This window comes from Pedococcus cremeus (assembly GCF_900111375.1).
Lineage (GTDB): Bacteria > Actinomycetota > Actinomycetes > Actinomycetales > Dermatophilaceae > Pedococcus_A > Pedococcus_A cremeus.
This window is the reverse complement of record NZ_FOHB01000004.1, coordinates 411,067-427,469: the sequence shown is the minus strand read 5'-3', so window position 1 is coordinate 427,469 and position 16,403 is coordinate 411,067. Positions and strand designations below refer to the sequence as shown.

The following is a 16,403-nucleotide window of genomic DNA, read 5'->3' as shown; positions in this document are numbered from 1 at the left end:
ACCGAAGGGAATGCAGGGATGCCGGAACTGTCCATGAACACCAGCGTGGGGCGCGCACAGGCTGCGGTGCTCGACGACCAGGCCGCGAAGATCAAGAAGGCCAAGAGCGAGATCGACGACCTCATCAACCAGCTGAAGACCTGCTGGTGGGGCGACGACCAGAAGAAGTTCGAGTCGAGGTGGCAGGGCCAGTACGCGTCGGACCTGACCAAGGCCGCCAGCTCGCTCGCCAAGACCGCGGACCAGATCCGCACCGAGGCCAAGCAGCAGGACCGCACCTCGGCCTGACGGCCGGCCGGGTGGCACGGCCACCCGCACGCACGGGCTCACGGAGCCCGACCACAGACAGCATGACCCACACAGCACCACCCACAGACACGGAGGGGAACGACAGATGGCAACCATCGACGGCGGCAGCGGAGGCGGCGGCGACAAGAAGGGCATGGACGACGCCCGGGTCAAGGACATCGCAGGGCGTCTCCAGAAGGCCAAGGCCGACCTGGCCGCGGCCAAGTCCGACGCGGATGCGGCGGCCCAGCGGCTGCACAGCGCCTGGCACGGACCGGACGCCACCCGCTTCCAGGGGCAGTGGAAGAAGGAGTCCACCAACATCGACCAGTGCGTCCTCGACGTCACCGCGATGGTGAAGTCGCTCAACGCCGACATCGCCGAGCAGCGCGCGGCGTCGAACTAGACGCCTCCACACCTCACGCCGGCGGCCGCCTCGGGGGAGGTGGCCGCCGGCGGCCCCACCGGCTGAGCCGGCTGGCGGCCCGGGGGAGGCCCGCCGCGGGAGGGAACCACGCGGCATACCGGTCAGGCACAGCACTTCAGAGAGGACAGGCAGCATGGGAGGCGAGGGCGCCAGGAAGGGCATGGACGCGGACAAGGTCCGCGCCATCGCCGACCGGCTGTCACACGCGCAGCGCAGCATCGCCGAGGCCGCGGGCAAGGCGGACACGGCGGTGCGGACGCTGCGACCGGTCTGGACCGGTGACGACGCGAAGACGTTCTTCGGCGCCTGGCCGGCGCTGCGGGAGTCGCTCGAGTCGGGAGCGCTGCAGGTCGAGAGCCTGCAGAAGCGGCTGCGCGAGGAGCTCGGCGACCAAGAGCAGACGTCGGGAGTCGGGGGCGGTGGAGGGGGCGGTGACCGTGACGGTGACGGCATCCCCAACCGCCGCGACCGCGACAGCGACAACGACGGGACCCCCGACGACCGGGACACCGACGACGACAACGACGGCACCCCCGACGCCGAGGACCCGGACCGCCCCGGCATCAAGGCAGGGGTCGACATCCCCGAGGACGCCGACCGGGACGGCTACGACGACACCACCGGCGAGGAGGTCGACAGCGACGGCGACGGGACGCCGGACCTGCGCGACCCCGACGGCCTCCCCGGCGGTCCCACGGCGTGGAACAAGAACTGGGAGAAGGAGTGGGTCGACAACGGCGCCCAGCACAAGGCCGACCCGCGCGTGGACCTCAGCGTGGACCTCGGCACCGCCGAGAAGGAGTTCTGGGACAAGTCCGTCTACGACAAGACCTGGGGTGACGAGGACGGCACCCACGCCACCGTCGACCTGCTCTCGACCGAGGGCAAGGGCGAGGGCAGCTTCTCCCTCGGCCGCGACGGCCTCACGACGGCCGGCACGCTGACGGCCGGCGCCTATCTCGCCAAGGTCAACGGCGCGTGGTCCAACAGCCATGGCACGAGCGCCAGCGGCTCGGCCTACGTCGGCGGTGAGGCGAACGCCAAGGCGGGCGTCTCGCTCGGGCTCGACGGGTTCAAGGGCAACGCCGGCGTCGACGCCTTCGTCGGCGGCAAGGCCGAGGGCTCGATCAACCAGTCGCTCGGCCCGATGGACGTCGGTGTCGGCGGGGAGATCTCCTACGGCGTCGGCGCCCACGCCGAGGTCGACGGCGAGTTCTCCGCCGACCGCGTCGGCGTCTCGGTCGACATCGGTGCCACCCTCGGCATCGGCGGCGGCCTCGAGTTCGACCTCGGCTTCGACCCGCCGTGGTGACCCGCAGCCGGACCCTGACCCCCACCGAACCGCCCATGGACGGAAGGCCCTGAGATGACCACCCTGAGCTACCCGAGCGACCGCTTCCCGGCCCCGCCGTCGGTGAGCGTCGACGTCCCCGACGACTGGGAGCCCGTGTCGGTGCCCTCCGTCGCGCTCGCCACCAAGCAGAGCGGCGAGCAGCTGTTCACGCCCAACGTCATCGTGCGTCTCGGCACCCGGTCCGCGCTGGACCAGCCGGCCGACGCGCTCCTGGAGCTGGCCGGCGCGGTGGAGGGCCGCCAGGACGCGAGGATCGGCGAGATGCAGCACGTCGAGCTCGGCGGCCTGTCGTTCGTGCGCGTCGACGTCGCCTGGACCGACCCGCGCGGCATCGCCATCCGGCAGCACCACCTCTTCACCGGCCTGCCCCGCGAGGACAGCCTGCAGGACTTCGTGCACCTGACCGGCTCGGTCGGTGGCCCGGAGGCCGACGGCGACGAGGCGGTCGTGCTGAAGGTGCTCGAGTCGGTGCGCGTCACCCGCTGAGGGCTCACTGCTGACAAGCGAAGGGCGCCGCAGCTGTCGTCAGCCGGCGGCGCCCCTCGGCGTCCGTGGGGTCAGTGGGGTCAGATCGCGCAGTTGTCGCCCTCGCAGGCCGCGTCCCCACCGTCGGTGGTGACCATCTGCAGCGGGTGGGCCTCGGTCCACGCCTGGTCCAAGGCCTGGCTGAACAGCTCGGTCGGCTGCGCGCCGGAGATGCCGTACTTGTCGTCGATGACGAAGAACGGCACGCCGCGGATGCCGTAGGCCTGCGCCTGCGCGATGTCGGCCCGCACCTCCTCGGCGTGCGCACCGGACTCGAGCACCTCGCGGGCCTGCTGCTCGTCGACGCCCGCCTCGCCGGCGAGGCGCACGAGCACCTCGCGGTCGCCGATCTGCTCGCCCTCGGTGAAGAACGCGCGCAGCAGCCGCTCCTTCATGGCGTCCGCGCGACCCTGGGTCGCCGCGAAGTGGATGAGCCGGTGGGCGTCGAAGGTGTTGCCCGACTTCGTCTCCTGCCAGTTGAACTCCAGGCCCACGGTCGCGGCGTTCGCGGCCAGCGACTCCTGGGCGGCGACCGCCTGCTCCAGGGTCATGCCGTACTTCGCGGCGAGCTTGTCGACCGTGCGGCCCTCGGCGATGGCCGGGGCGGTGGGGTCGAGCTGGAAGCTGTGCCACACGACCTCGACGTCGTCGCGGTGCGCGAACGACTCGAACGCCTCCTCGAGCCGGCGCTTGCCGATGTAGCAGAACGGGCACACGACGTCTGACCAGATGTCCACCTTCATGGACGGTTCAACTATCTACCCGAGCACGCCATTCCCCCGCCACGCTTCCGACTTCTGGCCACCTGCTCGGCATGCGGACGTGAAAAGGGGTGTGGAAGCCGAGTGAGTGGCCAGAAGTCGGGATGCAAGACAGCGGTATGCCGCCCGCTCGAGGTGAGCGGGCGGCATACCGGGTGGTGCGTGAAGGGCGCGGTCAGCGCTCCTCGGTGCCGGCGATGAAGGCCTCGAGCTTGGCGCGGCCCTCGGTGTCCTCGCGCTGCACGGGCGGGGACTTCATCAGGTAGGACGACGCCGAGATCAGCGCGCCGCCGATGCCGCGGTCCTTGGCGATCTTCGCCGCACGGATCGCGTCGATGATGATGCCGGCCGAGTTGGGGGAGTCCCAGACCTCGAGCTTGTACTCCAGGTTCAGCGGCACGTCACCGAACGCGCGGCCCTCGAGGCGCACGTACGCCCACTTGCGGTCGTCGAGCCAGGCGACGTAGTCGGACGGCCCGATGTGGACGTTCTTGTCCTCGGTCTTGCCGGCCAGCGCGCCGGTGAGGTTCGAGGTGACGGCCTGGGTCTTGGAGACCTTCTTGGACTCGAGGCGCTCGCGCTCGAGCATGTTCTTGAAGTCCATGTTGCCGCCGACGTTCAGCTGGTAGGTGCGGTCCAGCGTGACGCCGCGGTCCTCGAACAGCTTGGCCATGACGCGGTGGGTGATGGTGGCACCGACCTGGCTCTTGATGTCGTCGCCGATGATCGGCACGCCGGCCGCCTCGAACTTCGCCGCCCACTCCGGGTCGGAGGCGATGAAGACGGGGAGGGCGTTGACGAAGGCCACGCCGGCGTCGATCGCGCACTGGGCGTAGAACTTGTCGGCCTCCTCCGAGCCCACGGGCAGGTAGGAGACGAGCACGTCGACCTGCTTGTCCTTGAGCACCTGGACGACGTCGACCGGCTCGGCGGCGGACTCCTCGATGGTCATGGCGTAGTACTTGCCGATGCCGTCGAGGGTGTGTCCGCGCTGGACCGTGACGCCCGTGGTCGGGACGTCGGCGATCTTGATGGTGTTGTTCTCCGAGGCGTTGATGGCCTCCGCGAGGTCCTTGCCGACCTTCTTGTCGTCGACGTCGAACGCCGCGACGAACTCCACGTCGTTGACGTGGTAGTCGCCGAGCTGGACGTGCATGAGCCCGGGGACGGTGCCCGACGGGTCAGCGTCCTTGTAGTACTCGACTCCCTGCACCAGCGAGCTGGCGCAGTTGCCGACGCCGACAATGGCGACGCGCACGGATCCCATGGGAATCTCCTTCGGTTTCAGGGGGTGGGGGTTTCTTCAGTGGTCGTGCTGGTCCTGCTGGTCTCGCGGGCCGGCTGGCTGCGCTCGGCCGTGATGAGCTCGGTCAGCCAGCGCACCTCGCGCTCGGCGGAGTCCAGGCCGTGGCGCTGCAGCTCGGCGGTGTAGGCGTCGAGCCGCTCGCGGTTCTTCGCGGCGGTGGCACGGATGTTCTCGAGGCGGTCCTCGAGCCGGCTGCGCCGACCTTCGAGGATGCGCAGCCGCACCTCCGCCTCGGTGCGGGCGAAGAAGGCGAAGTGCACGTCGAAGGTGTCGTCCTCCCAGGCGGCCGGGCCCGACTCGCGGACCAGCGTCTGGAAGTGCTCCTTGCCCTCGGCGGTCAGCTCGTAGACGATCCGCGCCCGCTTGCTGCCGACGGTGCCGGGGCTGCTCTGCGGGGCCTCGGCGATCCACCCCTTCTCCAGAAGCGTCCGCAGGCAGGGGTAGAGGGTGCCGTAGGACAGGGCTCGGAAGGCCCCGAGCGCGGCGTTGAGCCGCTTGCGCAGCTCGTAGCCGTGCATCGGGCTCTCGTGGAGCAGGCCGAGCACGGCGAACGCGAGCAGGTCGGCACGACGCGGCATACGGCTCTCCTTCCACGATGAGGTTCGCGAGCCCCGGACGAGTCCGGGGTGGTGACAAACTCTGGCTATGTCAGGTCGGAACAGTAGCACCAGATATATCGGACCGATATAGCCTGGGTGGGTCAGTGCGGGCCCTCCCGGGCCCGTGACAAGGTCGTATGCCGTGCGAGGGCACCGGGGCGACCGCGGGGCCGGCGCCGGTGTCGTCGCAGGTCAGGACCTGTCACCCCGACGTTCGTGGCTGCGCGGCACGCCGGAAAAGTGAGCGTTCACGGCATTGGCGGTCATACTGAGTGGCGGACCGTCGGCGACCGGCGGTCCGCACGTGTGTCGAGCGAGAAGGTTTGATGAGCACTCCCCCACCCAAGCCGCGTGGCCAAGCCCCCAAGACGCGTGCGCAGGCCAAGAGCCGTCAGGCGAAGGCCAAGCAGCAGAAGAAGCAGGGCTTCGACGGCCGGAAGTGGGGCAAGCGCCTCGGCCTCACCGCCCTCGCTGCGGTGCTGCTCGGCGTCATCGGCTTCTTCATCGCCTACGCCTCCACCGACATCCCCGAGCCGAACGACCTCGCGAACGCGCAGGCCTCGGTCATCTACTACTCCAACGGCAAGGACGAGATCGACCGGATCAGCGAGGTCAACCGCGAGTCGGTGAAGCTCTCGCAGGTCCCGTCGGTCGTGCGGGAGGCCCACCTCGCGGCCGAGGACCGCAACTTCTACCAGAACTCCGGCATCTCGCCGAGCGGCATCGCCCGGGCCGTCTGGGTCGGCCTGCGCGGCGGCGCCACCCAGGGTGGCTCGACGATCACGCAGCAGTACGTCAAGAACTACTTCCTGACCCAGGACCAGACGATCAGCCGCAAGGCCAAGGAGATCCTGATCTCCATCAAGATCGCCAAGCAGAAGTCCAAGGACCAGATCCTCGAGGACTACCTCAACACGATCTACTACGGCCGCGGCGCCTACGGCATCCAGACCGCCGCCAAGGCCTACTTCGGCAAGGACGTCTCCCAGCTCAACGCCGCGCAGGGAGCCCTGCTCGCCTCCGTGATCCGCGGGCCCTCGTACTACGACCCGGGCCTGGGTGCCGAGCAGAAGAAGAACGCCGAGGCGCGGGTCGACTACGTGCTCGACGGAATGGTCAAGCAGGGCTGGCTCACCCCGGAGCAGCGCGCGAAGATGACGTTCCCCAAGGTCGTCAAGTACAAGCCGCGCCAGGCCGCCACCGGTCCGAACGGCTACATCACCAACGAGGTGAAGAAGGAGCTGAAGTCCAAGCTCAAGCTGGACCAGGCCGACATCGACCGCGGCGGCTACAAGATCGTCACCACGATCGACAAGAGCGACCAGCAGGCGGCGGTCGACGCGGTGAACAACCGCATGCCGACGGGCAAGGGCACCGAGGGACTGCGGGCCGGCCTGGTCTCGATCCAGCCGGGCAACGGCGCCATCAGGGCGATGTACGGCGGCGAGAACTACCAGAAGGTGCAGTTCAACGCCGCCATCGACGCGAAGATGCAGGCCGGGTCCACCTTCAAGATCTTCACGCTGATCGCCGCCCTGCAGGACGAGATCAGCACGAAGACGAAGTTCGACGGCCACAGCCCGCAGTACTTCGAGGAGGCCAAGGACGCCCAGAACCCCCAGGGCAAGGTCAGCAACTTCGCGGGCGAGAACTTCGGCCGCATCGACCTGCGCACCGCCACCGCCCACTCGGTCAACACCGTCTACTTCCCGCTGAACGTCAAGGTGACGCCCAAGAAGACCAAGGCGGCGGCCATCTCGGCCGGCCTCCCCGGCGACAAGCTCGGCGAGAACTACGCCAACGTCTTCGGCACCGACGACGTCCGCGTCATCGACATGGCCAACGCCTACGCCACGATCGCCGCGAACGGCGTCCGGGCCACCCCCTACCTCATCAAGTCGGTCAAGGGCGGTCCCGGCGACCTGAACTACAAGGCCAAGGTGCAGCGCAAGGCGGCCTTCGACAAGGACGTCATGGCCGACACCATCGACGCCATGACGCGGGTCATCAAGGAGGGCACCGGCCAGTACGCCAGCCAGCTGGGTCGTCCCGCGGCGGGCAAGACCGGCACGACGAGCGGCAACTACGCCGCCTGGTTCGACGGCTTCACGCCGCAGCTGGCCACCGCCGTGGGCATCTACAAGGACAAGAACGGCACCCCGCAGTCGATGGACAACATCCCCGGGGTGGGCGAGCTCACCGGGGGCACGGTGCCGGTCAAGATCTGGACCGACTTCATGGAGGGCGCGCTGAAGGGCCAGCCGGTCCAGGACTTCCCGCCGCGTGCCGGCGTGGGTGACAACAAGGTGCCGACCCCGACGCCGACGCAGACGTCATCGTCGTCCTCCTCGTCCTCGTCGAGCACTACGACGACCACGACGACCACCACGACGACCACCACGACGACGACCAAGGCACCGCTGCCGACGATCACCAAGACGCGGGGAAAGCCGAAGCCGACGTTGACCACGGTGCAGCCGAGCCCGAGCGACACCACCCTGCTCGGCGGGGGTAATGGCAACGGTGGCGGGCAGACCACGGCACCATGACCGGTCAGGGGGGTGACGGCGCCCTCGCGGCGGTCGGCGGTCCACTGGGCCGCCACGCGTCCGCGAGGGCTCGGTCGTGGCTGGCGACCGTCGTGCCCCTGCTCGTGCTGTCCTCGGCCATGGTCGGGCTCGGCGTCGCCCAGCGCGGGCACTGCATCCGCAACGGCTGGAACGGCACCGACCAGTTCTGGCGGGGCTGCTTCTCCGACCTGCCGGCCCTCTACCGGATCGGCAACCTCGACACCGGGCTCGGCGGCTACCTCTCGGGCGCCGCCTCCCTCGACCACCCGGTGCTGACCGGCGGGCTGATGGCCCTCGTGGGCGGTCTCGTGCCCAACGGCAGCGTGCTCGACCAGACGCGGTGGTACTTCCTGATCTGGGCCGTCCTGGCGGCAGCGCTCATCGCCGTGACCGTCTTCCTCACCGCGGCGGCCAGGCCCCGGCACGCCGCCGACGCCGTGGCCGTGGCCGCCAGCCCGCTGCTGGTCATCGCGCCGCTGGTCTCCTCCGACGTCTTCGGCGTCGCCCTCGTCTCGGCCGGCATCTGGGCCTGGGCCCGGCGCCACCCCCTGCTCGCCGGGGTCCTGCTCGGCCTCGCCGCCACGGCGAGGACCTACCCCCTGCTCGTGCTCCTCGCCCTGCTGCTGCTCGGCCTGCGCAGCGGTCGACTCCGGGTGGTCGGGCGAGCCCTGCTCGGTGCCGCCGCAGCGGTCGTCCTGTTGCTCGTGCCGTTCCTCGTCTCCAACCCCGGGGCGATCACCGCTGCCTACTCCGCCTGGGCCGAGAGCGGCGCCGGGCTCGGCTCGCCTTGGATCCTTCCCCAGCTGCTCGGCCACCCGTTGCCGAACGGCGCCGTCACCGCGCTCGCGGTCGTCGGCTTGCTGGCCGCCGTCGTGGCCGGCGCCCTCTTCGCCCTCGGCACCGACCGGCGCCCCTCGGTCGCCGAGGTGTCGCTGGTCATGGTGGGCATCGCCCTCGTCACCGGCAAGAGCTTCCCGGTGCAGGCCTCGCTCTGGCTGCTGCCGCTGGTGGCGCTGTGCGCCGTGCGCTGGCGCGACCACCTGGTCTGGGCCGGCGCCGAGGCGATGCACTACGCCATGGTCTGGCTCTACATCGGTGCCATGACCAAGCCCGATCGTGGCCTCCCCGGCCCCTGGTATGCCGTGTTCCTCACCCTTCGCGTGGCGGCCGTGCTCTACCTCGTGTGGCGGGTCTGGCGCACGGCCGCGCAACGGCGACCGGCCGAGGAGCCCGGGGAGGACGCTGATGTCGAGGCGGCTGAGCCGCCCGTCGCGGGGGAGCGCGTCGCGGGGGAGCCCGTGGCGGGGGAGCCCGTCGCCGGGGAACCCGTCGCGCCGACGACGCCCGAGCCCGTCCAGGGGGCTCGCTTAACTGCACAGGAAGTGCCGGACGGGGCGGACCAGGACGAGCTCGCCGGCCCCTTCGCCGGGGCGAACGACCACCTCATCGTGCGGATCGGCTGACTCGACCCAGGTCCTTGCGTCCGCTTCGTGCGGACTGGTCCGTTGTGGGCGTTTCGCCCGATGTGGCCTGCGCCGGTTTCGTTGTGTTTCAAGGCGATTCGGCCGGGCAATACCTACGCGTTTCTGAGTAGTTCTACGGATGCCGGCCGCAGGCAACCGATCGCAAACTCATGGAGTACCGATCAACCCAGCCGGGGGGCTACTCATGAGCACCATCTACAGCCAGTCGTTCCAAGAGCTCGAACCGTGGATCCGCACGGAGGTCGAGCTGCAGGCCGTTCTCGGTCGCGGGGACCGCGGCGCCGCCGTTCGTCGAGCCCAGGAGTGGCTCACGCTCAGCGGCCATGGAGTCGTCATCGACGGCGACTTCGGTCCCGCGACCGAGCGGGCCGTCACCGCGTTCCAGACGCGTCGGGGCCTCGTGCCCAGCCGCAAGGTCGACCACGAGACGTGGGCCGAGCTGACCAGTCCGATGACCTCGGTCCTGCGGCAGCGGCTCGACAGCTCGATGCCGCTCGGGGAGGCCACGCTCGTCTACGCCCGGGCCCACCTCCAGTCGGCCCCTCGGGAGGTCGGCGGCGCCAACCGCGGCCCGTGGGTCCGCCTCTACATGCGGGGGCGCCAGGGTGCGGAGTACGCCTGGTGCGCGGGCTTCGTCACCTTCCTGATGCGGCAGGCCGCCGACTCCATGGTCGCCGAGCTGCCCATCGCGGGCTCGTTCAGCTGCGACACGCTGGCAGCCCAGGCGGAGGAGGCCGGTGTGCTCGTCGTCGAGGCCGACGCGTCACCGGAGACGGTCACGCCGGGCAGCCTCTTCCTGGTGCGCCGCACCGCCGGCGACTGGACCCACACCGGCCTGGTCGTCGAGGCCGACGACGACACGATCACCACCATCGAGGGCAACACCAACGACGCGGGTGACCGCGAGGGCTACGAGGTGTGCGCCCGCACCCGCTCGTGGACGAAGAAGGACTTCGTCCTGCTCTGACGGGCCCGGCCCGTCGACACCTCCGCAGCCGGTCGGCTGCCGACCCTGCCCGGCCACGTGGTCGAGGCACTCACCGCGACCTCGTGTCAGCGGCACACGTCGCACCGTGGCTTCGCCCTGCCCCGACGCCGACGACACCACCATCACCGCACCAACACCGCACCACCCACCACAACCCAGCACCACTCATCACCACACGGAGAACAGCCATGCCCATGGAACACCACGGCGACCTCATGCAGGCCCTCGTCGCCAAGCTCTACGCCACCGTCACCGGGAACGACCCGGCCATCAAGATCCCGCGCAACAAGTACGTGTCCTGGTACCTGCCCGGCATCCCGTTCGCCCCGGCGGACTTCAAGTACTGCGCCAACGGGTTCACCGGCAACAGCAGCGAGGAGGTCCAGAACGCCTACCACCAGGCCTTCGTGCTCTCCTCGCTCTTCGACCAGATCCCTGACACGAGCAGCGGTTTCGTCACGCCGGAGATGCAGCAGACCATCTTCGCCGGCACCGGTGACCGGATCAGCTCGGTCTACAGCGACGTCCTGAAGTACAGCCGGGTCGTGAGCAAGCCGCTGTCGAAGCAGGAGGAGGCCAAGCTCAAGAAGTACCGCGACCTGCTCTCGGTCGAGGTGCAGGAGACCGACATCCTCACCGACGAGGTCAAGACCGTCACCAAGCCCGGCAAGCTCACCGTGGCCTACACGGCCGCGATGGACAACTACCTGTCCATCGCCGACGAGCTGATGGACATGAAGATCGACGCGCTCTCGGCCACCGGCAACGACCCCGAGTCCAAGCGGCGGGTCTACAACTGGAACGAGAAGGCGAAGTACGTCAAGAAGCGCCTCGCCGCTGCCGAGATGGCCTGGGTCTCGCAGGGTTACAAGAACGAGTACGAGGTCATCAACGCCTACATCGCGCAGGTGGCCGAGCGGAACCTGGTGCTCTACAAGGAGGACCTGAAGCGCAAGTTCCACAACGGGCTCATCACGTCCGGGGGTGACGGGGACAGCGAGTTCTACTACACGACCCTGCTGCCCGGGAACTTCGCTGCGTCGCAGGGCTGGACGAAGTTCTCCTTCACCGAGAACGACTTCCAGACCCACGCCAAGCAGGAGACCACTGGCTGGGGCGCCGACGCCGGCGTCGGATTCGGCCTCTTCTCCTTCGGGGCGAACGCCAAGGGCAGCAAGACGACCTCGAGCGACGACCAGTCGGCCGCGAACTTCTCGGCCACCTTCGAGTTCACCCAGGTGCCCATCTCCCGGCCGTGGTTCGACCCCGGCCTCTTCTCGATGCGGTCGTGGACGCTCGACGACAACTGGAACCTCAGCTACGACAACAAGCCGGTCTCGGACGGCAAGGCCAAGGACAACACCGGCCGCCTCGTCGCCTACGCCACGTCGGCGCTGTTCGTCCGCAACCTGCGCATCACCTCCAGCAGCTGGAAGAACCACTCCGACTTCATGACGAAGTCGATCAGCGCCGGCGGCCGGGTGGGCTACGGCCCGTTCAGCGTCGGTGGGAACTACTCGAACGGGCAGACCGAGCGCAACAGCAGCTACCACTTCGAGGGCGACACGCTCGTCATCGACGGCATGCAGCTGATCGGCACGGTCAACAACGTCATCCCGCAGAGCCCGAACCCCGCCCCCGGCCTCAAGCCCGAGGACTTCGTCGGCGGCAAGTGACGCAACACGTCACACCGGGTTGCACGTGAAACGAGGCTGCGCGGGGCCGGCCGAGGGGGACGGTCCCGCGCAGCCGCGGCACGGCATACGAGAAGGAGTGCACAACCCATGGAGTCCAACGTCGAGGTGGCGCTCGCCGCCAAGATGCTCAAGATCTTCGCGCCCAGTGAGGACGCCTACCTCGCGTTCCCGACCACCGGCGCGGCGTTCAGCAAGGCCGAGCTCGCGATCTTCCAGCGACCGGGGGAGAGCGCGGAGGACGTGACGCTGCGCAGCCACCACAAGGCGCAGTTCGCCCGCCTCATGAACCAGGTGCCGGTCGACGGCCAGCGCTGGGACGCCGAGGACCGGCTGCTCTGGGACGAGTACAAGCGGGTGCTCGACCAGGCCGAGATGGCCACGAGCGTGCTGACCGCCGCCGAGCGGAAGTCCCTCGCGGCGGCACGGGACTACCTCACCGACACGGTGACCACCGAGGACGGCGAGACCACCGTCTACTCCGCCGCCGTGACGGCCTACTACCAGTACAAGGAGGCGGCCGAGGAGGTCGAGCGCACCTGGCTCGACGAGAAGCTCACCGCCGAGCTGTCGGAGGACCCCGCGGTCAAGGCGGCCTGGGAGGGCGGCCGGCGACAGGTCCTCGAGGCCGCGCTGGCGAAGGCCAACCAGGACTGGGCGGCGCTCGGCCACCGCGCCGAGGTGGAGAAGGCCCAGGCCACCGTCGCCTCGCTCGGGGGCAAGGACCCGCAGGTACGGCGGCAGGCCCTGGTCGCCGACTACGGGCTCTGCACCGAGCCGGACCTCGCCGCCAACGACCCGGTCGGCGTGCTGAGCACCTTCTACAGCCCGAGCGACGTGTTCACGCCGACGGCGACCTGGAACACGCTCCACCTCACCGGCGACGAGGTGAAGAGCCTGCTCGCCGACGCACCGGCCGAGCTGCGGGCGCTCGTCACCTCGACGGCCGACGACATCCGCTCCATGACGGTCGAGTACACGAGCATCACCGTGATGCGCCCGTGGTTCGACCCCACCTTCCTGGCGATGCGCTCCTGGCGCATGCCCGACGGCAGCGTCGTCAGCAACGGCGCGGTGCCGCGGACGGGCCGGATCCCGGGCTACATCAGCAGCGTGGTCGTGGCCCGCAAGGTCACCATCGAGCGCACCGTGCCGGCAGGTCAGCCGTCCGTCCCCGCCACGGGAAGCCGGCCGGCGCTGAAGAACCTGGGCGTGCTGGCGCAGTCGCTGCGCGGCGTCGACCAGCAGTGGCGCGTGCAGCCCGCCTCCGGACCGGCGCAGGACGTCGCGGTCAAGGCCGAGGTCGTGCAGCCGGAGCCCACGGTCGCCCAGCTGCGCGCTGCGTCGACCAAGGTCGGACCGCTCGACAACGCCGTCGTCGCGGCCAAGGTGCAGGGCACCACCGTGACGCGGCTCCCGTCGGTCGTCACCGGACCGGCCCTGGTCCGTATGCCGTTCGCGCACGCCGCGACGCCGGCCACGGCTGCGGTCGGCCTGGTGTCCGTCGACGCGCAAGCCGCGCCTGCGCCCAGCGCGACGAGCGCTGCCGCGCCGGTGGACTCGGTCGTCAAGGCCGTGACCGGGATCCTGCGGGGCCGCGGGGTCCACGGCGCCTCGCCCGTGCAGACCGCTCCTCCTCCGCCGGTGACGCGTCCACCCGTGCAGTGGCCGGGTGGCAGTGGAGGGTGGGGTGCGCCAGGTGCCGGCTCGCCCGGCTCCCCCGGCTCGGGTGGCTGGGGATCGCCGGGGACCTCCACCCCGCCGACCGCGCCGCCGCCTCCCCCGGGGGTTCCGGCAGGACCGCCGGCCACGACCACTGAGGTCGTCGAGGAGGTTGACCTCGACGGCGTGATCGTGCTCGCCTACAAGGTGCGCCGGGTGCCGCTCGCGCCGAACCCCGACCCCACTCTTCCGTGGAGCGACGACGAGCCGGCACCGACCGAGTCGGCAGGACCGACCACTCCGACGGCCACCACCACGCCGTCGGTACCCACCACCCGCAGCAGCACGCCGTTCCCGCTGCCCGCGGGGCACTGCTTCGGCGCGAAGGCCTCGGCGAAGGTGCACAACGGCACGGCATCGGCGGCCGACGGCAAGGCGGCCCGCCAGCTCCAGGCACGGCTGCGCGACCTCGGTGCAGCCATCGGCGTCGACGGGCACCTCGGGAAGCAGAGCGACGCCGCCATCCGGGCCTTCCAGAAGAAGCGGGGGCTGACCGCCGACGGCCTCGTCGGCCCAGCCACCTGGCGAGCCCTGTTCTCCTGACGTCTCAGAGCGACTTCGTATCCGCTGAGCCGGTTCCGGCGCTCTTCTCGGGGCCGTTGGTCGGATCAGCGGGTACAAAGTCGGATGGTGTGTCGGATGGTGTGGGGGCCGGCCAGGTCAGGGGCTGTGGACGACGGATTACCTCAGCGCGCCTGCTCCGGGTACCCTGAGCAGGTTCCCCCGCGGCATACGCACAGGCGGTGCCCGACGGGGGATCGCACTGCAACCCTCCTGTCACGGAGAGACCGTGACCGCCAAAGACCAAAGGAGGCGGGTTAAAGCATGCGTCAGTACGAACTCATGGTCATCCTCGACCCGGAGCTCGACGACCGGACGGTCGCCCCGTCGCTCGACAAGTTCCTCACCGTCGTCACCAAGGACGGTGGCACCGTGGACAACGTCGACATCTGGGGTCGTCGCCGCCTGGCCTACGACATCAAGAAGAAGTCCGAGGGCATCTACGCCGTCGTCAACATGACTGCTGAGCCGGCCACGGCCAAGGAGCTGGACCGCCAGCTCAACCTCAACGAGTCGGTCATGCGCACCAAGCTGCTGCGCCCCGGCGCCTGACAGCCGAGTCGTCCGAACCGTTACACCTGAACCGACACTCCTGAACCACCCACCCGACAGGGGGAATCTGCTTCATGGCTGGCGACACCGTCATCACCGTCATCGGCAACATCACCGGGGACCCGGAACTGCGCTTCACCCCCTCCGGTGCTGCCGTCGCGAACTTCACCGTGGCCTCCACGCCGCGGGCGTTCGACCGGCAGAGCAATGAGTGGAAGGACGGCGAGACGCTGTTCATGCGCTGCTCCGTGTGGCGCGACGCGGCCGAGAACGTCGCCGAGTCCCTGCAGCGTGGCACCCGTGTCATCGTCACCGGCCGCCTGAAGTCTCGTTCCTACGAGACCAAGGAGGGCGAGAAGCGCACCGTCATCGAGATGGAGGTCGACGAGGTCGGCCCCTCGCTGCGCTACGCGACCGCCAAGGTCAACAAGACGCAGCGCGGCGGTGGTGGCGGCGGCGGCGGCAGCCAGCAGGGCGGCGGCTGGAGCGGCGGCCAGCAGGGCGGTCAGCAGGAGGACCCCTGGGCGACCGGTCCGGCCGGTGCCCAGCAGGGCGCCCCGCAGCAGGGTGGCCAGCAGGGTGGCTGGGGCGGCGGCGCGCCGTCCTACGACGAGCCCCCCTTCTGACCGGTCCCGTCACCGGTCCGGTTCAGGACCTTCCGGTATGCCGCCCGCGCGAGCGGGCGGCGCACCACCAGCAAGACATGTGAGAAAACCATCCCTGGGACACCAGGGCTCATCCGCTGAGGCACTCAGCAGAAGGAGAGCACCACGATGGCCAAGCCCGTTGTGCGCAAGCCCAAGAAGAAGGCCAACCCGCTGAAGGCGGCGAAGGTCGAGAACATCGACTACAAGGACACCGCGCTGCTGCGCAAGTTCATCTCCGACCGCGGCAAGATCCGCGCTCGTCGGGTGACCGGTGTGTCCGTCCAGGAGCAGCGGCTCATCGCCACCGCGGTCAAGAACGCCCGCGAGATGGCGCTGCTGCCCTACTCCAGCAGCGCCCGCTGACCCGGTTACGAGGAGGAACGCAGATGAAGGTCATCCTGACCCACGACGTGTCGAACCTCGGCACCGCCGGTGACGTCGTCGACGTCAAGGACGGGTACGCCCGCAACTTCCTGTTCCGCCGTGGCCTGGCCACCGCGTGGACCAAGGGCGGGCAGAAGCAGGTCGACGCGATCGCCAAGGGCCGTGAGGTCCGCTCGGTGAAGACGCTCGAGGAGGCCAAGTCCATCAAGGGCAACCTCGAGAACAAGGCCGTCACCGTCCAGGCGCACGCCGGCCAGTCCGGCCGCCTCTTCGGCGCCGTCTCGAGCGCCGACGTCGCCGCTGCCGTCAAGGCTGCCGGTGGCCCGGAGCTCGACCGCCGCAAGATCGAGATCAAGACCCCGATCAAGGTCGTCGGCACCCACGAGGCGCTCGTGCGCCTGCACCCCGAGGTGCAGGCCACGGTGAAGCTCGAGGTCGTCGCCGGCTGACACCGGTTCGCGACAGCGGAGGGCCGCCATCCCGATGAGGGGTGGCGGCCCTTCGCGTTGCCCCATCTGGGCGGGGCCGGAGTCGTGCTGCC

At 69.7% G+C, this 16,403-nt stretch carries 16 protein-coding genes; 13 read left to right on the top strand and 3 right to left on the bottom strand.

Annotation, left to right across the window (positions count from 1 at the left end):
- Positions 1-18: 18 nt before the first annotated feature.
- The 4 genes from BMW78_RS10515 (at position 19) to BMW78_RS10500 (ending at position 2,555) form a co-directional block, all read left to right on the top strand.
- Positions 19-288: a WXG100 family type VII secretion target gene (locus BMW78_RS10515; protein WP_143056211.1), complete on the top strand. Its 270-nt coding sequence runs from the start codon at positions 19-21 to the stop codon at positions 286-288.
- Positions 289-394: 106 nt separating this feature from the next.
- Positions 395-694, top strand: coding sequence for a hypothetical protein (locus tag BMW78_RS10510; protein WP_091759002.1), 300 nt, complete (start codon positions 395-397; stop codon positions 692-694).
- 154 nt (positions 695-848) lie between these two features.
- Complete coding sequence (locus tag BMW78_RS20800; RefSeq protein WP_091759000.1) at positions 849-2,027, top strand: WXG100 family type VII secretion target; 1,179 nt, start codon at positions 849-851, stop codon at positions 2,025-2,027.
- A gap of 54 nt (positions 2,028-2,081) precedes the next feature.
- Entirely contained in the window at positions 2,082-2,555 is a 474-nt protein-coding gene (locus tag BMW78_RS10500) for a hypothetical protein (RefSeq protein ID WP_091758998.1), read from the top strand.
- 80 nt (positions 2,556-2,635) lie between these two features.
- Here the strand turns inward: BMW78_RS10500 and BMW78_RS10495 are convergent, their stop codons facing one another.
- The 3 genes from BMW78_RS10495 to BMW78_RS10485 form a co-directional block, all read right to left on the bottom strand.
- Positions 2,636-3,337 carry a DsbA family oxidoreductase gene (locus BMW78_RS10495; protein ID WP_091758996.1) on the bottom strand — a complete coding sequence of 234 codons (702 nt, stop codon included), beginning with the start codon at positions 3,335-3,337 and terminating at the stop codon, positions 2,636-2,638.
- Positions 3,338-3,530: 193 nt separating this feature from the next.
- Positions 3,531-4,622 carry an inositol-3-phosphate synthase gene (locus BMW78_RS10490; protein WP_091758995.1) on the bottom strand — a complete coding sequence of 364 codons (1,092 nt, stop codon included), beginning with the start codon at positions 4,620-4,622 and terminating at the stop codon, positions 3,531-3,533.
- Between the two features lie 17 nt (positions 4,623-4,639).
- Positions 4,640-5,239: a PadR family transcriptional regulator gene (locus tag BMW78_RS10485; protein ID WP_091758993.1), complete on the bottom strand. Its 600-nt coding sequence runs from the start codon at positions 5,237-5,239 to the stop codon at positions 4,640-4,642.
- Positions 5,240-5,586: 347 nt separating this feature from the next.
- Here BMW78_RS10485 and BMW78_RS10480 point away from each other — a divergent pair, with 347 nt between their 5' ends.
- The 9 genes from BMW78_RS10480 to rplI all read left to right on the top strand — a co-directional run bounded on the left by BMW78_RS10480 (position 5,587) and on the right by rplI (position 16,311).
- Entirely contained in the window at positions 5,587-7,809 is a 2,223-nt protein-coding gene (locus tag BMW78_RS10480; protein ID WP_091758991.1) for a transglycosylase domain-containing protein, read from the top strand.
- On the top strand, positions 7,806-9,293 hold the full coding sequence (locus BMW78_RS10475; protein ID WP_091758989.1) for a glycosyltransferase 87 family protein: 1,488 nt from the start codon (positions 7,806-7,808) through the stop codon (positions 9,291-9,293). The genes BMW78_RS10480 and BMW78_RS10475 overlap by 4 nt, the downstream gene beginning before the upstream one ends.
- A 205-nt stretch (positions 9,294-9,498) precedes the next feature.
- On the top strand, positions 9,499-10,281 hold the full coding sequence (locus tag BMW78_RS10470) for a peptidoglycan-binding domain-containing protein (protein ID WP_091758987.1): 783 nt from the start codon (positions 9,499-9,501) through the stop codon (positions 10,279-10,281).
- Between the two features lie 209 nt (positions 10,282-10,490).
- Positions 10,491-11,978, top strand: a complete 1,488-nt coding sequence (locus BMW78_RS10465; RefSeq protein WP_091758986.1) for a hypothetical protein — start codon at positions 10,491-10,493, stop codon at positions 11,976-11,978.
- Between the two features lie 108 nt (positions 11,979-12,086).
- On the top strand, positions 12,087-14,261 hold the full coding sequence (locus BMW78_RS10460; RefSeq protein WP_091758984.1) for a peptidoglycan-binding domain-containing protein: 2,175 nt from the start codon (positions 12,087-12,089) through the stop codon (positions 14,259-14,261).
- 282 nt (positions 14,262-14,543) lie between these two features.
- On the top strand, positions 14,544-14,831 hold the full coding sequence (gene rpsF, locus BMW78_RS10455) for a 30S ribosomal protein S6 (protein ID WP_091758982.1): 288 nt from the start codon (positions 14,544-14,546) through the stop codon (positions 14,829-14,831).
- 74 nt (positions 14,832-14,905) lie between these two features.
- The gene (locus BMW78_RS10450; RefSeq protein WP_091758979.1) at positions 14,906-15,457 is read left to right on the top strand and encodes a single-stranded DNA-binding protein; all 552 of its coding nucleotides are present in this window, start codon (positions 14,906-14,908) and stop codon (positions 15,455-15,457) included.
- A 147-nt stretch (positions 15,458-15,604) separates the two neighbouring features.
- Positions 15,605-15,841, top strand: a complete 237-nt coding sequence (rpsR, locus tag BMW78_RS10445) for a 30S ribosomal protein S18 (protein WP_013494395.1) — start codon at positions 15,605-15,607, stop codon at positions 15,839-15,841.
- 23 nt (positions 15,842-15,864) lie between these two features.
- Positions 15,865-16,311, top strand: coding sequence for a 50S ribosomal protein L9 (gene rplI / locus BMW78_RS10440; RefSeq protein ID WP_091758977.1), 447 nt, complete (start codon positions 15,865-15,867; stop codon positions 16,309-16,311).
- The last annotated feature ends 92 nt before the right edge of the window (positions 16,312-16,403 follow it).

Coding starts and splice junctions, on each gene's coding strand:
- BMW78_RS10490 (WP_091758995.1), bottom strand. CDS start 4,622: ATGGGATCCGTGCGCGTCGCCATTGTCGGCGTCGGCAACTGCGCCAGC.
- BMW78_RS10510 (WP_091759002.1), top strand. CDS start 395: ATGGCAACCATCGACGGCGGCAGCGGAGGCGGCGGCGACAAGAAGGGC.
- rpsF (WP_091758982.1), top strand. CDS start 14,544: ATGCGTCAGTACGAACTCATGGTCATCCTCGACCCGGAGCTCGACGAC.
- BMW78_RS10495 (WP_091758996.1), bottom strand. CDS start 3,337: ATGAAGGTGGACATCTGGTCAGACGTCGTGTGCCCGTTCTGCTACATC.
- BMW78_RS10475 (WP_091758989.1), top strand. CDS start 7,806: ATGACCGGTCAGGGGGGTGACGGCGCCCTCGCGGCGGTCGGCGGTCCA.
- BMW78_RS10470 (WP_091758987.1), top strand. CDS start 9,499: ATGAGCACCATCTACAGCCAGTCGTTCCAAGAGCTCGAACCGTGGATC.
- BMW78_RS20800 (WP_091759000.1), top strand. CDS start 849: ATGGGAGGCGAGGGCGCCAGGAAGGGCATGGACGCGGACAAGGTCCGC.
- BMW78_RS10485 (WP_091758993.1), bottom strand. CDS start 5,239: ATGCCGCGTCGTGCCGACCTGCTCGCGTTCGCCGTGCTCGGCCTGCTC.
- BMW78_RS10450 (WP_091758979.1), top strand. CDS start 14,906: ATGGCTGGCGACACCGTCATCACCGTCATCGGCAACATCACCGGGGAC.
- rpsR (WP_013494395.1), top strand. CDS start 15,605: ATGGCCAAGCCCGTTGTGCGCAAGCCCAAGAAGAAGGCCAACCCGCTG.
- BMW78_RS10515 (WP_143056211.1), top strand. CDS start 19: ATGCCGGAACTGTCCATGAACACCAGCGTGGGGCGCGCACAGGCTGCG.
- BMW78_RS10460 (WP_091758984.1), top strand. CDS start 12,087: ATGGAGTCCAACGTCGAGGTGGCGCTCGCCGCCAAGATGCTCAAGATC.
- BMW78_RS10480 (WP_091758991.1), top strand. CDS start 5,587: ATGAGCACTCCCCCACCCAAGCCGCGTGGCCAAGCCCCCAAGACGCGT.
- rplI (WP_091758977.1), top strand. CDS start 15,865: ATGAAGGTCATCCTGACCCACGACGTGTCGAACCTCGGCACCGCCGGT.
- BMW78_RS10465 (WP_091758986.1), top strand. CDS start 10,491: ATGCCCATGGAACACCACGGCGACCTCATGCAGGCCCTCGTCGCCAAG.
- BMW78_RS10500 (WP_091758998.1), top strand. CDS start 2,082: ATGACCACCCTGAGCTACCCGAGCGACCGCTTCCCGGCCCCGCCGTCG.